At 73.9% G+C, this 14591-nt stretch carries 11 protein-coding genes; 6 read left to right on the plus strand and 5 right to left on the minus strand.

Translation table 11 applies throughout. The features are described from left to right. Positions 1 to 48 precede the first annotated feature (48 nt). The 6 genes from ACF09J_RS07985 (at position 49) to ACF09J_RS08010 (ending at position 5488) form a co-directional block, all read left to right on the plus strand. The gene (locus ACF09J_RS07985; RefSeq protein WP_392304520.1) at positions 49 to 516 is read left to right on the plus strand and encodes a single-stranded DNA-binding protein; all 468 of its coding nucleotides are present in this window, start codon (positions 49 to 51) and stop codon (positions 514 to 516) included. A gap of 181 nt (positions 517 to 697) precedes the next feature. Continuing rightward, a complete protein-coding gene (locus ACF09J_RS07990) occupies positions 698 to 2101 on the plus strand; it encodes a Cys-Gln thioester bond-forming surface protein (protein WP_392304521.1) in 1404 nt (467 codons plus the stop codon). 60 nt (positions 2102 to 2161) lie between these two features. Next, the gene (locus tag ACF09J_RS07995) at positions 2162 to 2479 is read left to right on the plus strand and encodes a hypothetical protein (protein ID WP_392304522.1); all 318 of its coding nucleotides are present in this window, start codon (positions 2162 to 2164) and stop codon (positions 2477 to 2479) included. 172 nt (positions 2480 to 2651) lie between these two features. Continuing rightward, positions 2652 to 4316 carry an energy-dependent translational throttle protein EttA gene (ettA, locus tag ACF09J_RS08000; RefSeq protein WP_392304523.1) on the plus strand — a complete coding sequence of 555 codons (1665 nt, stop codon included), beginning with the start codon at positions 2652 to 2654 and terminating at the stop codon, positions 4314 to 4316. A gap of 9 nt (positions 4317 to 4325) precedes the next feature. Continuing rightward, entirely contained in the window at positions 4326 to 4772 is a 447-nt protein-coding gene (locus ACF09J_RS08005) for an acyl-CoA thioesterase (RefSeq protein WP_392304524.1), read from the plus strand. Further along, positions 4769 to 5488, plus strand: coding sequence for a hypothetical protein (locus ACF09J_RS08010; protein ID WP_392304525.1), 720 nt, complete (start codon positions 4769 to 4771; stop codon positions 5486 to 5488). Before ACF09J_RS08005 ends, ACF09J_RS08010 begins: the two co-directional genes overlap by 4 nt. A gap of 13 nt (positions 5489 to 5501) precedes the next feature. Here the strand turns inward: ACF09J_RS08010 and ACF09J_RS08015 are convergent, their stop codons facing one another. The 5 genes from ACF09J_RS08015 to ACF09J_RS08035 form a co-directional block, all read right to left on the minus strand. Beyond that, entirely contained in the window at positions 5502 to 6461 is a 960-nt protein-coding gene (locus ACF09J_RS08015) for an ABC transporter ATP-binding protein (protein WP_392304526.1), read from the minus strand. 61 nt (positions 6462 to 6522) lie between these two features. After that, a complete protein-coding gene (locus tag ACF09J_RS08020; RefSeq protein WP_392304677.1) occupies positions 6523 to 9276 on the minus strand; it encodes an ABC transporter permease in 2754 nt (917 codons plus the stop codon). Position 9277: 1 nt separating this feature from the next. After that, positions 9278 to 12610, minus strand: a complete 3333-nt coding sequence (locus tag ACF09J_RS08025; RefSeq protein ID WP_392304527.1) for an FtsX-like permease family protein — start codon at positions 12608 to 12610, stop codon at positions 9278 to 9280. A gap of 153 nt (positions 12611 to 12763) precedes the next feature. Next, positions 12764 to 13168, minus strand: a complete 405-nt coding sequence (locus ACF09J_RS08030; RefSeq protein ID WP_392304528.1) for a globin — start codon at positions 13166 to 13168, stop codon at positions 12764 to 12766. 112 nt (positions 13169 to 13280) lie between these two features. Then, positions 13281 to 14504, minus strand: coding sequence for an FHA domain-containing protein (locus ACF09J_RS08035; RefSeq protein ID WP_392304529.1), 1224 nt, complete (start codon positions 14502 to 14504; stop codon positions 13281 to 13283). Positions 14505 to 14591 lie beyond the last annotated feature (87 nt).

The raw sequence follows: 14591 nt of genomic DNA on the forward strand, positions 1-14591 counted from the left end.
CGCGTGTCCGCCCGCGCCGAGCGGCCGGGCGAGGGAGGGGTTTCGACGATGAACGAGACGATCGTCTGCACCGTGGGCAACGTGGCGACGCAGCCGGTGCACCGGGAGCTGCCCTCGGGCGCCTCGGCGCGGTTCCGGCTGGCGGTGACCTCGCGCTACTGGGACCGGGAGAAGGGTGTCTGGACGGACGGCCACACCAACTTCTTCACGGTGTGGGCCAACCGCCAGCTCGCCGCCAACGCGGCGGCCTCGCTGACCGTGGGCGACCCCGTCATCGTGCAGGGCCGGCTGAAGGTGCGCTCGGAGACCCGCGACGGCACCAGCCGGACCTCGGCGGACATCGACGCCCTGGCGATCGGCCACGACCTGGCGCGGGGCACGTCGGCCTTCCGGCGCACCGTCAGGGCGGAGCCGCAGGCGGCGAGTCCGCCTCCGCAACCGGAGCCCGCGTGGGAGACGGCTCCCTCGGACACCGGGTCCCCGCAGGAGCCGGAACCGGCCGCGGCGGCGCGCTGAGGTGATCTTGGTGATAACGATTGCGATTCGGATCAGCGATCTGACGATACGACAGCGAAGTCCGGGTGCGCGGGCTCCATAGGATGCCGGACACAGCTCTCTGGGCTTGTCACTGGGCTTGAAGATTCTGCTGGTGGGACCGCACCCCCACGTCAAAGGGTCCTGCTCGAAGGGGATTTCTGTGTGTGCTTACTCTGCGCCGTCCGCGCGCAGGCGGGGCGCGGCTCGGCTCGCCGCCGCCACCCTGGTCTCCGGATTCGTCGCCGCCGGTCTGATGACCGCCGCCGGCCCGGCCGCCGCCGACGGCATGCCGCAGAGTCCGGGCGGCGCGACCGCCACCATCGGCAGTCTGAAGACCTACGGCGCCGCCGTCATCCATGACGACGGCGGCGACCACCAGGTCTCCGCGGGCCTGTTCGAGATGTCCGTCGACGGCGGCGGGACCCTGCAGACGTACTGCATCGACGTGCACAACCCCACGCAGCGGGACGCCAAGTACCACGAGACGCCCTGGAGCGGCACCTCCCTGGCCGGCAACAAGAACGCCGGGAAGATCCGCTGGATCCTGCAGAACTCCTACCCGCAGGTCAACGATCTCGCGGCGCTCGCCGAAAAGGCCGGCGTCGGGAACCTCACCGAGCAGGACGCGGCGGCCGGCACCCAGGTGGCCATCTGGCGCTACTCCGACGGCGCGGACGTCGACGCGGTCGACCCGCGGGCCGAGAAGCTCGCGGACTACCTGGAGAAGAGCGCGGGCGACCTGCCCGAGCCGCGGGCCTCGCTCACCCTCGACCCGCCCGCCGTCTCCGGCCACCCGGGCGAGCGGCTCGGCCCGGTGACGGTGCACACCAACGCGGACATCGTGACCCTGACGCCTCCGGTCGGCGCCGCCACCAGCGGCGTGCGGATCGTCGGCAAGGACGGCGAGGAGATCACGTCCGCCCGGGACGGCAGCCGGGTGTTCTTCGACGTGCCCGAGGACGCCGGGGACGGCTCTGCGACGCTGACCGCGCAGGCCTCCACCACGGTGCCGGTCGGCCGCGCCTTCGCCTCCGACAGCCGCAGCCAGACCCAGATCCTGGCCGGCTCCAGCGAGTCCACGGTCGCCGCCACCAGCGGCGCGACCTGGGCCTCCACGGGCGCGATACCCGCCCTGTCCGCGGTGAAGAACTGCGCCAAGGGCGCCCTGGACATCACCGTGGCCAACAAGGGCGACGAGCCGTTCGACTTCGAGCTCATGGACACCCGGTACAGCATCGCCGCGGGCGCCTCCGAGACGATCACGATCCCGCTCCAGGAGGACCAGGCGTACGACTTCGCGATCACGGGCCCCGGCGGCCACGCGGAGCGCTTCGCGGGCGTCCTCGACTGCCGCACCCAGGGCAGCCCGAGCGGCACCGTGACCCAGACCGTGGGCGAACCCACCCCCGTCATGGCGGGCGGCGACACCTCGGCCAATCCCAACCTCGCCGAGACCGGTGGCGCCGGCACCACCCCGCTGATCGCCGCCATCGGTCTCAGCCTGCTGGTTCTGGGGGCCACGGCACTGAGCATCGTCCACAAGAGGAAGAGCGCCGGGAACTGACCTAGCGTGGAGGGGGGCATCGAGCGGATGCCCGGCACCGGCGGTTGAACGGGATGTGACATGACCGTGCGCGCGAGCAGGACAGACTCCGACACAGCGCCTGCCGGCGCGCCGGTTCCGATCACGAAGCCCCACGGCGCCCGCGCCGCGGCCGAGCGGGTCGTCTCGGGTGATTCGGTGACCGTCTCCCTGGGCGGTCTCCGCTTCGAACTGCCACCGCGGGACCAGCTCGCCTACCTGGCGGGCCTCGGCCTCCTCACGGCGTTCGACCTCGTCGAATGGCCGGTCGCGCTCGCCATCGCCGTCGGACACGAACTGGCCCGCACCCACCGCGGCAAAACCCTCCGCGAGTTCGGCGACGCCCTGGAACAGGCGTAAGCACACCTCGCACCGTGGACAGCAGTACCCGCCCGGAGCCGCTCCACCGAGCGGCAGGCGAAACCCCAGGTCACAGCCCCCTGGCCGTACGCGTTTCCTCCCAGGGGTGGCGGTACGGCAAGATGGGGTGTATCTGCCCACTGCCTGATTTCAAGCTGCCGGACGGTTTCTCTTGGCTGAGTTCATTTACACCATGCGCAAGGCGCGCAAAGCGCACGGCGACAAGGTGATTCTCGACGACGTCACCCTGAGCTTCTATCCGGGGGCGAAGATCGGCGTCGTGGGTCCGAACGGCGCCGGCAAGTCGACCGTGCTGAAGATCATGGCGGGGCTGGAGCAGCCGTCCAACGGTGACGCGTTCCTGTCGCCCGGCTACACCGTCGGCATCCTGCTGCAGGAGCCGCCGCTGAACGACGAGAAGACGGTCCTGGAGAACGTCCAGGAGGGCGTCGCCGAGATCAAGGGCAAGCTCGACCGGTTCAACGAGATCGCCGAGCTGATGGCCACCGACTACTCGGACGCGCTGCTGGACGAGATGGGCAAGCTCCAGGAGGAGCTCGACCACGCCAACGCGTGGGACCTCGACGCCCAGCTCGAGCAGGCCATGGACGCCCTGGGCTGCCCGCCCGGCGACTGGCCCGTCACCACCCTCTCCGGTGGTGAGCGCCGCCGTGTCGCGCTGTGCAAGCTGCTGCTCGAGCAGCCCGACCTGCTGCTGCTCGACGAGCCCACCAACCACCTCGACGCCGAGTCGGTGAACTGGCTGGAGCAGCACCTCGCCAAGTACGAGGGCACCGTCGTGGCCGTCACCCACGACCGGTACTTCCTGGACAACGTCGCCGGCTGGATCTGCGAGGTGGACCGCGGTCGCCTCCACGGCTACGAGGGCAACTACTCCAAGTACCTGGAGACCAAGGCCACCCGCCTCAAGGTCGAGGGCCAGAAGGACGCCAAGCGGCAGAAGCGGCTCAAGGACGAGCTGGAGTGGGTGCGGTCCAACGCCAAGGGGCGGCAGGCCAAGTCCAAGGCGCGTCTGGCCCGCTACGAGGAGATGGCCGCCGAGGCCGAGAAGATGCGGAAGCTGGACTTCGAGGAGATCCAGATCCCGCCGGGCCCGCGCCTGGGCAGCATCGTCGTCGAGGTCAACAACCTCAGCAAGGCCTTCGGCGAGAAGGTCCTCATCGACGACCTCTCCTTCACGCTGCCGCGCAACGGCATCGTCGGCGTCATCGGTCCGAACGGCGCGGGCAAGACCACGCTGTTCAAGATGATCCAGGGCTTCGAGCAGCCGGACTCCGGCAGCATCAAGGTCGGCGAGACGGTCAAGATCTCCTACGTCGACCAGAGCCGCGAGAACATCGACCCGAAGAGGACGCTGTGGGCCGTCGTCTCCGACGAGCTGGACTACATCAACGTCGGCCAGGTCGAGATGCCGTCCCGGGCGTACGTGTCCGCGTTCGGTTTCAAGGGCCCGGACCAGCAGAAGCCCGCCGGCGTGCTCTCCGGCGGTGAGCGCAACCGCCTCAACCTGGCGCTCACCCTGAAGCAGGGCGGCAACCTGCTGCTCCTCGACGAGCCGACCAACGACCTCGACGTCGAGACCCTGTCCAGCCTGGAGAACGCGCTGCTCGAGTTCCCCGGCTGCGCCGTCGTCGTCTCCCACGACCGGTGGTTCCTGGACCGCGTGGCGACGCACATCCTCGCCTACGAGGGCGACTCCAAGTGGTTCTGGTTCGAGGGCAACTTCGAGTCGTACGAGAAGAACAAGATCGAGCGGCTCGGCCCGGACGCCGCCCGGCCGCACCGCGCCACCTACAAGAAGCTGACCCGGGGCTGATCGAAGCAGATGCGCCACATCTACCGCTGCCCGCTGCGCTGGGCGGACATGGACGCGTACGGCCACGTCAACAACGTGGTGTTCCTCCGCTACCTGGAGGAGGCGCGCATCGATTTCCTGTTCCGCCCGGACAAGGAGTTCAAGCAGGGGTCCGTGGTGGCGCGTCACGAGATCGACTACAAGCGCCAGCTCGTCCACCGGCACGCGCCGGTGGACATCGAGCTGTGGGTCACCGAGATCAGGGCGGCGTCCTTCACCCTCGGCTACGAGGTCAAGGACGGCGACCAGATCTACGTCCGCGCCTCGACGGTGATCGTGCCGTTCGACTTCGAGGCGCAGCGTCCGCGCCGGATCACCGCGGAGGAGCGCGACTTCCTCCAGGAGTACACCGACGACGCCGGTACCGGTGACGACGCCGCGGACGCGGGCGACAAGGAGGAGGCCGTCGCCGCATGACGGTCCTCCACCTCGCCGACGGGACGGAGGCGGCGGACCTCGCCGCCTTCCTCTCCCGGCTGCTGCACTACGACCGTTCCGCCGCGGTGCGGCTCCAGGGGGCGGGCACCGCGCTCGCCGTCTTCGGACGGCCGGCGTCCTTCGAGGTGCTCGCGGTGCGCGCGGTGCGGCTCGCCGAGCCGTACCGGAACGATCCCGACGCCACCCTCGACGTGACCGTCTCCGCCGGTGAACTGCTGGAGTCCGTCGACGAGTCGGCGGCCACGGCCGCCGTCCCCGCGGCGGTGACCGGGCCGCCGTGGGCGGGTGTCCTGCCGCCGCGCGGCGGCTGGCGGACGGAGCCCGGGCTGCCCCCGGCCGGCGCGCTGGGCGCGACGGTGGCCGCCGCGGTCGCCGAATTCCGCGCCCGTACGCAGGAGTTGGCACAGGAGCACCGCACGCGCGCCGAACTCGACCGGATCGGGCGGGAGATCTGGTCCCGGCTGGTCGGCGAGACCCAGCTGCCCGTGCGGGCCGTGCACGCGGCGCAGTCGCTGCGGTTCCTCAGGCCCCCCGCCGCCGAGGGAGACCCCGCACGGCCCCCGGCGGCCTCCGGCGAGGAGGACCTCGCGCTGCTGTCGTCGGGGACGTGGCTGCGGCTGCGGACCCCGTACGGATCCATCGCGGTACGGCGGGCGGAGGCCGGACTCGGCGCCCTGGACGTCAGCGTCCGCTGAACGCGAGCGGCGCTCAGCTCCCCTCGCTGTCGTCCGGCCGCACCGCGATGTGGTCGGGTTCCAGCTCCAGCGCCACCCGGTCGCGCATCCCCAGGGCCTGCGTGTACTCGGCGGGCAGTTGCAGACGGCCGGCCCGGTCGAGCATGGCGTACTCGCGGCTCACCAGCGTCTCGTCGCCGGTCGCCGCGTCCACCTCGCTGCGGCGCAGCACCTCGGTGGAGGTGCGGCCGTCGCGGATGGCGACCGTGCGGCGGACCTCGCCGGCGACCGTCTGGTCGTGGGTGACGATGACGATGGTCGTGCCCAGACGCTCGTTGGCGGTGCGGAAGGCGGCGAAGATCTGCTCACCGGTGTGGGAGTCCAGTTCGCCGGTGGGCTCGTCGGCGAGCAGCACCGCGGGGTTGTTGGCCAGGGCCACCGCGATCGCCACACGCTGCTGCTGGCCGCCCGACATCTGGTGCGAGCGGCGGTCCCGGCAGTCACCCACCCCCAGCAACTCCAGTAGCTCCACGGCGCGTTCGGCCTTCGCGCGGCGGCTCCGCCCGCGGTCGCCGGACAACTGCATGGGCAGCGCCACGTTCTGCGCCGCCGTCAGGTACGGCAACAGGTTGCGGGAGGTCTGCTGCCAGACGAAGCCGACGACCTCGCGGCGGTAGCGGAGACGGTCCTTCGCGGTCATGGCGAGCAGGTCGTGGTCCCCGACCCGGGCTGCGCCCGCCGTGGGGGTGTCCAGCCCGGCGAGGATGTTCATCAGGGTGGACTTGCCGCTGCCGGAGGCGCCGACGAGGGCCATCAGCTCGCCCTCGCGGACCAGCAGGTCCAGGCCCTGGAGGGCCTGGACCTCCACGCCGTCGGCGGTGAAGATGCGGACCAGGCGGTCGCAGCTGATCACCGCGTCGTGGCCGTAGGCCGGGCGGGTGCGGCTCGCGGTGGCGCGCTCGGCCAGGTCGGCCAGGGTGGGGTTCGTCGTCATCGGGGCTCTCCTGCGCGGCGGCTACGGCGGCTACTGCGGCTGTGGCGGTCGTCCGGTGGATTCATCTCGCGTCCCCCGCTCTCAGTTCCCGCACCGACCCCCTGCGTCCCGTCCACCACGCCTGGCCCAGGGCGATCCCGATCGTCAGCAACAGCACGGCCACGGCCGGCAGGGCCAGTGAGAGCGGGTCGGTCCGCAACTCGTTGGCGCCGTCGGACATCGCCGACGGCGGCAGCGCGACGGCCGTCAGGTCGATGCCGGGGGAGAGCAGCAGGACGGTCGCCCAGCCCGTCAGCGCCCCGCCCGCCGCGGCGAGCAGCGCCTGGGGCAGGGACTCCAGGACGAGCAGACGGCGGCCCTGCGCGCGGGTGAGGCCCATGGTGCGCAGGCGGGCGAGGAGCGCGGCCCGCTCGGGCGCGGCGCGCAGCAGGGCGAGGAGCAGCGCCAGTACGGCGTAGCCGGCGCCGGCGGCCACCGCCACCGTGTAGATGCGTTCGGCGCCGGACTGGAGGGGCGAGTCGACGTACTGGGTGCGTTCCGCGGCCCGCGTCGTCACGGACGCGTCCGTGCCCGCCGCCCGGCGCAGGGCGCCCGCCTCGAGGTGGTCGCCGGTCAGCAGCAGCATGCTCGTTCGGGCCTTCTCGCGGCTCAGCCCGGCCCGGTCCACGACCAGGAAGTTGGTGCCGATGACGGCCGGAGTCCGGTCCCGGACGACGGCGATCCGGATGCTCACCTCGGTCCCGTCGCCGAGTTCGAGCGGGATCGGGCGGGTGCCGTACTTCTCGGCGACCGAGGGGGAGGCCAGCGCCGGCAGCGCACCCCCGGAGCCGGCGGCCTGCCGCCGCAACTGCTCCTCGGGGAAGGCGCCGAGCCCGGTCCGTCCGGCCAGGGACGCGTAGGCCGCGGGGTCGACGCCCGCCACGGATATCCGCGCGTTCGTCTCCGTCTTGGCCTGGTAGTCCATGCTCACTTCGGTGAGGGTCCGCACGCCCGGTGTCCGGCGGACCCGGTCGGACAGCCCGTCCGGCAGCGGTTCGGTGCCCTCCACGCGGGCGTCGGCGCCGACGGCGAGGAGGGCCGCGTGGTCGCGTGCCCCGGCCACCCCGGCCAGTACGGAGCCGCCGAACGCGGCGGTGGTGAGCGCGGTCAGCAGTGCCAGCAGGGGCAGCACCGCCGGGACGGACGTACGGCCCGCACGGGCCAGGGACAGATGGCCCACCACCCCGCGCAGCCGGCCGGCCGGACGCGTCAGCCAGCGCAGCGGCCACGGGTACAGGCGGACCAGCACCAGGGCCGCGATCACACCCACCAGCACCGGTGCCAGGGACACCAGTTGGCCCCCGGAACCGTCCGAGGCGCCGGCGTCCTGCGCCGAACCCGCGACACCGTACCGCCGCAGTGCCTCCACCGCTGCCGCCGCGATCACCAGCAGCGTCAGCTCGGCGACCGTACGGCGCTGGGAGGGACGTACGGACACCGTGTCCTCGCGCGGTCCGTGGACGCGGACCGCGCGGTGCGCGATCACGGCGCGCACCGGCAGCGCGGCACAGGCGACGACGGTGACCACGGCGGCCGCGAGCACGGCGTAACCCGGCCGGCCCTCGGGAACGGCGAGCAGGGCCGCACCCAGCCCGAGCGCCCCGGCGGGCACGGCGACCACCGCCGTCTCGGCGAGCAGCCGGCCCGCCAGACCGGGCAGGGAGGCGCCGCGGGCGCGCAGCAGGGTGAGTTCGAGGCGGCGGCGGTCGGCCGCCAGGCCGCCGGCCATCAGCAGGACCACGGCGGCGACCGTCGCGCTGCCGAACGCGGCGACCGCGACCAGCGGGGTGATGCCGGAGCTCAGCCGGCTGTAGGACAGCAGGACGTCGTCGAGGCCGTTGTCCACCTGTGTGACCGGATCGGTGGCCGCACGCACGCGCACCAGGCCCGGCCCGGACTTCAGGCTCGCGACGGCGGACTTCAGGCTCTCCAGGTCGTGGGCGTGCAGGGAGCGGGGGTCGGGAGCCACCTGCCAGTAGCGCAAGGGGGTCCCCGCGGTGCCGGTCAGGGCGGGGGCGGCCTCGGGCGGCAGGAGCAGGGCGCCGAGCCAGTACTTCGGTGGTACGGGACTGTCCGAGAACACCTCCACCAGGGTCGGGGTGCGCAGCAGCGGCGCGGTGGCCCAGTAGGGTCCGTCGGGCTCGCGCGGGGTGAGGATGCCGGTGACGCGGACCGCGAGCGGCGGGCCGGACATGGCGGGTACGTGGATGACCGAACCCACCTTGATGTGCAGGCTCTTGGCCGTCTCCTCGCTCACGGCGGCCTCCGCGTGCGTGGTCGAGGCCGTCACCCGCCCGGTCGTCCGCGGCAGCCGGCCCTCGCGCACCGAGGAGTGCTCGGCCAGCCCGCTGGGCGCGACCAGGCGTATCTTCGCGGGCAGCCCGCTGGGCCAGGGGATCCAGCGCTCGGGGACGGCGAGGTTGGTGGTGTTCATGACCCCGTACGACGACTGGCCGGGGTCGGCGACCAGCGGGTGCGGGAGGGTGTCGAGGACCTTGGCCTGCTGCCGGCCCATGGCGGGCGGCAGCAGTGCCTGCTCACGTTCCCGGTCCGGGGCCCCGGAGTCGGGCAACGGGGCGTACATCGTGAAGGTGGTGCGCGGCGGGGTCGCCCGGTCGATGGCCCGGACCAGACCGGCGTTCTCGTACCGGTCGAGCGCGCGGGGGAACGCGGCCGCCAGGCACGCGGTCAGCGCGACCAGCAGGGCGAGGGCGGCCGCGGTACCCGGCGCGGTGCGCAGGCGTACCCGGACCCAGGCGGGAGTGACGGCGTTCAGCTCACTCACCTCCGCGGTCTCGAAGGGACAGCGCCGGGTCGGGCCGGCGCAGGATCAGCACCGCCGTGACGACGAGCGGCGCGGCGGCGACGGCCGCGAGCAGCAGGGCCACCCGGGCGGCCGGCAGTTCCACCAGGACGGTCGGCAGCGGTTTCGTGGCCTGCCCGGTCAGCACGATCAGCGGGATCACGGCACGGGCCAGCACGGCGCCCAGGGCCGCGCCGACCGCCACCGCAAGGGCCACCAGCACGCCCTGCTCGGCGGCGAGCGTCCGGGCCAGTTCGCGGCGCGGGGTGCCGAGCGCGCGCAGGACGGCGAACTCGGCGTCCCGCTCCCTCCGGGTCCCGACCGCGCCGACCACGAAGCCGACGGCGGCCAGCGCCGCCGCGACCACGGCGGCCGCGGTGAAGGCGGCGGCCGGCCCGGCGCCGAACGGGTCGTCGCGCAACTGGTCGGCGATCTCGTCCCGCACGATCACCTGCTCCGGGTCGACGTCGGGCAGGGCCCGCAGGACCGTGGCCACGTCCGCCGACCGGTGGGCGTCGGTGCGCAGCCACCACTCGGTGGGCGCGGCCCGGTCGCCGGAGCCCGACTGGAGCAGCCGGTTGTACGAACGCAGGTCCACCAGCAGACCTCCGCCGTCGTGCGCGGCGTCCGGGGAACCGCCTTGTTCGCCGGCGCCCGTGGTCGGCAGCGCCCGTACCGAACGCACGATCCGGACCGGAACGCTCTGGCCGGCGACGGTCACGTCCACCCGCTGCCCCTCGTGCGCGCTCGTGGACTCCAGGAAGCGGTCGGTCGCCACGGCCGCGATCTCCGGCTGCGCGGGCTGCGCCACCTGGAGCTGCACCGTCACCGTGCCCGAGGCCCGGACCTGCTCGTGCGGCACGTATCCGGTGCCGTAGGTGACGGTCAGCGGGCGGGCGGACGTCACGGCCGCCTTGGCCGGGGCGGCGTCGGGGGGAGCCGAGGCGTTGGTGCTGACGGCCGAGGCCGCCTTCCAGGCCGCCGGCGGGCTCAGGCGCCGTACGGTCCCGTCGGTGCCGGTGGCGGTCGCCCCGGAGACGGTGAGGCGGTGCCGCTCGGCGATGTCGAAGGGCTGGCTCAGGGACAGGTCGAGGCCGACGAGGGTGAGGGGCCCGATGCCCGCGGGGAGGTCCAGGTCCAGGGGGTGGGAGCGGCCGTCGGCGGGCAGGGTGCCCATCGGCACGTGGTACAGCGCACCGCGGTCGTCCTCGACGGTGACCGCCAGGTCCACCGGCATCCTCGTGGCGGAGCCGCGCATGCCGGCCGTCAGCCGCAGGCGGGCCGTCCCGGCGGGCACCTTCAGGCCCGCCGTCGGGTTCTTCGGCGCGAGCCCCGCCGGCAGCGACGGCACCGGCTGCGACGCCAGGTCGCTGCGCATCAGCAGCGTGTCCGCCGCGTTCGCGGTGTCCAGCGCGATCAGGGTCGCGGTGCGGTCGCCGGCCAGCGGCAGCGGGGCGCGGACGGCGGGGGCGGCGGAGCGTACGTGCGGGACGGCCGCGTACTGCTCGGTGCGGCCGAGTTCCCCCTGGCCGGCGGCCAGCACGCGCACCGGCGCACCCCCCCGGAAGTCGGCCTGGTCGTCCTGCGAACGGTTCCAGGAGGCGTCCTGACCGATCGCCAGCATGCCCAGCGCGACGGCGAGCACGAGCAGCAGCACCGGCCCGGCGCCGCGCATCGGGCGGCGGCTGAACTGCCAGCCCGCCAGCGCGGCCGGCAGCCCGCGGCCCCCGGTCGCGCGGCGCTCGGCCAGCCGGGCCACCGGCGGCATCAGCCGCAGCGTCAGCACCGTCCCGGCCAGCAGGGCCAGCGCGGGCGCGACGACCAGCAGCGGGTCGATGCCGAGCGTGCCCGTGAGGTCGCCGCCGACCGCGCCGGAGGAGTGCCGGCTCAGCTGCCAGTACGCCACACCGGCCACCGCCAGCAGGCCCAGGTCCGCGCCGGCGCGCAGCGGCGCGGGCAGCGGACGGGACCGCGGTCCTGCCGCGAACGTCGAGGTCAGCGCGGGCAGCGTCACCGCCATCGCACAGCCGAGGGCCACGGCCGCCGCCACCAGCCAGACCGCGGGACGCCCGGTCGCGATGACGTCCGGGTGCAGTCCGATCCGGGCCAGGGCGCCCTGTCCGGCCAGCAGCCCGGTCAGCGGCCCCGCCAGCAGCGGCGCGCAGGCCACGGCGGGCACGGCGAGCAGCAGCGCCTCCGTGGCGGCGAGTCCCGCGAGCCGGGCGCGGGAGGCGCCGCGGGCCCGCAGCAGGCGTGTCTCCGCGCCGCGTTCGGTGCTCAGCAGCCGGGCCACGAGCAGCAGCGCGTAGCCGGCCAGCAGCGCCAGCTGGACCGCGGCGATCAGCAGGGTCGAGCGGGCCACGAGCAGGGAGCGGTCGATCCGGTCGAGGACGTCGGGCAGCGAGCTCGTGACCTCCGGTGTGCCGCTCACCACGGTGGACTTCCGCAGGGACGCGGCGCTCTCGCGCACCGCGTCGCGCAGCGCCCCGATCCGCCCGGTGGTCAGCGTGGAGAAGTCCGCCGACGCCTGCCACGCGCTCTGTCCCGCGCTCACCCTGCCGCCGTCGACGACGCCGGGATCGGTCAGCAGCGGCCCGTACATCGTGAAGCCGATCTTGCGGACACCCCGGCCGTCCATCTCGTCCAGCCGCCAGTACGGCGCGTCGGCGTGGGCGGGGCGGTAGATCCCGGTGATCCGTGCGTGGACCGTCCCGCCGCCGAGGCGGTTGGTGAGGGCGAACCGGGCACCGGCCTTCAGACCGAGGCGCTGCGCGGCGGTCTGCGGCAGCGCGACCTCGACGTCACCCGTCGCCGTCGCGCGGGGCAGGCGTCCGGAGACGAGCCGCACCTGGGTGGGGTCCAGGGCCGCGAAGTACGTCAGGTCCGGCTCGTCGGCGGAGGCGACTCCCGCCTCGGCGGAGCCGTCTCCCGCTCCGGCGGAGTCGGAAGCCTGCGGGAGTTTCACCGGGGGCCGCAGGGACAGCGGCAGACCGTAGGGGCCGGAGCGCACCAGGGTGCGCACGGTGACCGGCAGTCCGTCGAAGGCCTTGCGGGCCTGCTCGCGTACGGCGGCGTCGGCGGCCGCGCGCCCCCCGGACGGTGTCTCGCCGCGGACCACCAGGGTGGTGTCGGCGGCGTTGCGCGGGTCCCGCAGGGAGTGGCGCAGTGCCGCGTCGCCGATCGCGCCCGAGTAGGCGGTGAGCGTCGCCAGCACCGCCGTGGTCAGCAGGACGGTGAGCAATGCGGCGGCCAGCGGCAGCCGGTGCGCCCGTGCCCGCAGCAGGACGAATCCCGTGAACCCCGCCACCCGGCTCCCCCTGCCGTTGTCCAGATCTTTTCGGTGATGTTGTCAGAGGGAGCACGGCGCGGGTAAGCGGTGGTGGGCCGACTTTGACCGGATCGTGATCGGAATCCGGCGCCGAACGACCGGAATCCGGTACTCAGCTTCCCGCGAGGCGGCTCAGCCGGGCGTGTTCACCATCGACGCCGCCGCGTACGTGAGGTAGTTCCACAGTGTCTGCTCGTGCTCCTGAGACAGGCCGAGTTCGTCGACGGCGACCCGCATGTGCCGCAGCCAGGCGTCGTGCGCCGCCCGGTCGACCTGGAAGGGCGCGTGCCGCATCCGCAGCCGCGGATGCCCGCGCCGCTCGCCGTACGTCGTCGGACCGCCCCAGTACTGGATCAGGAACAGCCTCAGCCGCTCCTCGGCCGGCTCCAGGTCCTCCTCGGGATACATCGCCCGAAGCTCGGGGTCCTGGGCCACCCCCTCGTAGAAACGGTGGACCAGCCGGCGGAAGGTCTCCTCGCCGCCGACCTGCTCGTAGAAGGTCTTCTCCTGAAGCGTGCCACGCCGGATCTCATTCACCCGTCCATGCTCTCAGACGGCCGGACGAGGACCGGAGGCCCAGGCCCCTGCCTTGCAGCGGGCAGTACCAGGGACCCCCGGCCCCGAAGTGATCCGGGCGAGCCGGGCGGCGCTAGCCGCGTCGGATCGTGATCGTCGTCCACGCGCCCACGTGCACGCGGTCGCCGTCCTGGAGGGGGACCGGCACGAAGGGCTGGATGGGGTCCTCCGAGCCGTTGACCGTGGTGCCGTTGGTCGAGTTCTGGTCGACCACCGCCCAGCTGCCGTCGGGCTGCTGGACCAGCACCGCGTGCTGGTGCGAGACGCCCGGGTCCTCCGGCGGGACCGCCAGGTCGATGTCGGGGGTGTCGCCGGTGGAGTGCCGGCGGCGGCCGATGGTGACCTGGTTGCCGGAGAGCGTGCGCTGCTGCTCGGGCGAGTACGCGGGCAGGTTCAGGCCCGCGGCCTCGGGGCCCGAGCGCTGCATCATCGCCATGAAGTACTCGCGGTCCGGACCGATCGTCGCCGTCCAGGTCGCGGGCTGCTGCGGCTGGTTCGGGAAGGCCGGTCCCGGCGGGGCCTGGGTGGCACCCGGCTGCGGGTAGCCGTAGCCGCCCCCCTGGCCGGGACCGGGACGGCCCGGGGCGCCCGGTCCGGGCGGGCCCCCGGCCGACGGCGGGGAGATCACCCAGTCGTCGTCGACGCCGCGTCGCGGCAGGCCGCCCGTCTCCTGCGGGAACACGGGCGGAGCCGGCGGGCCGGACTGCTGGTAGGCCTGCGGGGCACCACCGGGCGCTCCCGGTGCGCCGGGCGGCGGCGGAACCGGCCGGGACGGGTCCGCGCCGAAGTTGGGCGGGCCCGGGCGGCCGGGGGGCTCGGTGCCGAAGTTCGGCGGGCCGGGGCGGCCCGGCGGCTCGGTGCCGTAGGGCGGGGCGTGCGGGATCGGCTCGGCGGGCCGGTTCATCTGGGACGGCCGGGAGCCCTGGTACTCGAAGGTGTCACCGCCGAAGCCCGGTCCGGGCGGCTGCGGGAAACGAGGGCCGGCACCGGGCGGCGGCGCGGCCGGCGTGTACGAGGTCGCCGTGTTCGTCAGGAAGTTCCACCGGCACTCCTCGCAGAACGGCGCGCCGCCCTCGCGGGGCGTACGGCACTGCGGGCAGAGCTGCGGCTCGGAGTCGGGTACGGCGGACGGGCGCGGGTGCCCACCGGGCACGCCGGGCCCCGGGGCGGGCGGGAAGCCGTAGCCCCCGGCCGGGGGCGGCGGGGGAGGCGGAGGCACGGCACCGGCCATGCGGTGACCGCACACCTCGCACCAGTCGTCGGAACCCGACTGGTGTCCGTTCGGGCAGGTCGGCATGTCGGCGCTTCCCCCTCTCCTTCTCCGGCCGGTGCGGCCGGATTTCTCCCACCCCGAGGGGCCGGGCTCGCTGTCCTGTGCGGTCTT

Origin of the sequence: Streptomyces sp. NPDC014889, assembly GCF_043081205.1 — a bacterium.
Taxonomy (GTDB): domain Bacteria; phylum Actinomycetota; class Actinomycetes; order Streptomycetales; family Streptomycetaceae; genus Streptomyces.

Coding starts and splice junctions, on each gene's coding strand:
- ACF09J_RS07985 (WP_392304520.1), top strand. CDS start 49: ATGAACGAGACGATCGTCTGCACCGTGGGCAACGTGGCGACGCAGCCG.
- ACF09J_RS07995 (WP_392304522.1), top strand. CDS start 2,162: ATGACCGTGCGCGCGAGCAGGACAGACTCCGACACAGCGCCTGCCGGC.
- ACF09J_RS08005 (WP_392304524.1), top strand. CDS start 4,326: ATGCGCCACATCTACCGCTGCCCGCTGCGCTGGGCGGACATGGACGCG.
- ACF09J_RS08010 (WP_392304525.1), top strand. CDS start 4,769: ATGACGGTCCTCCACCTCGCCGACGGGACGGAGGCGGCGGACCTCGCC.
- ACF09J_RS08015 (WP_392304526.1), bottom strand. CDS start 6,461: ATGACGACGAACCCCACCCTGGCCGACCTGGCCGAGCGCGCCACCGCG.
- ACF09J_RS08035 (WP_392304529.1), bottom strand. CDS start 14,504: ATGCCGACCTGCCCGAACGGACACCAGTCGGGTTCCGACGACTGGTGC.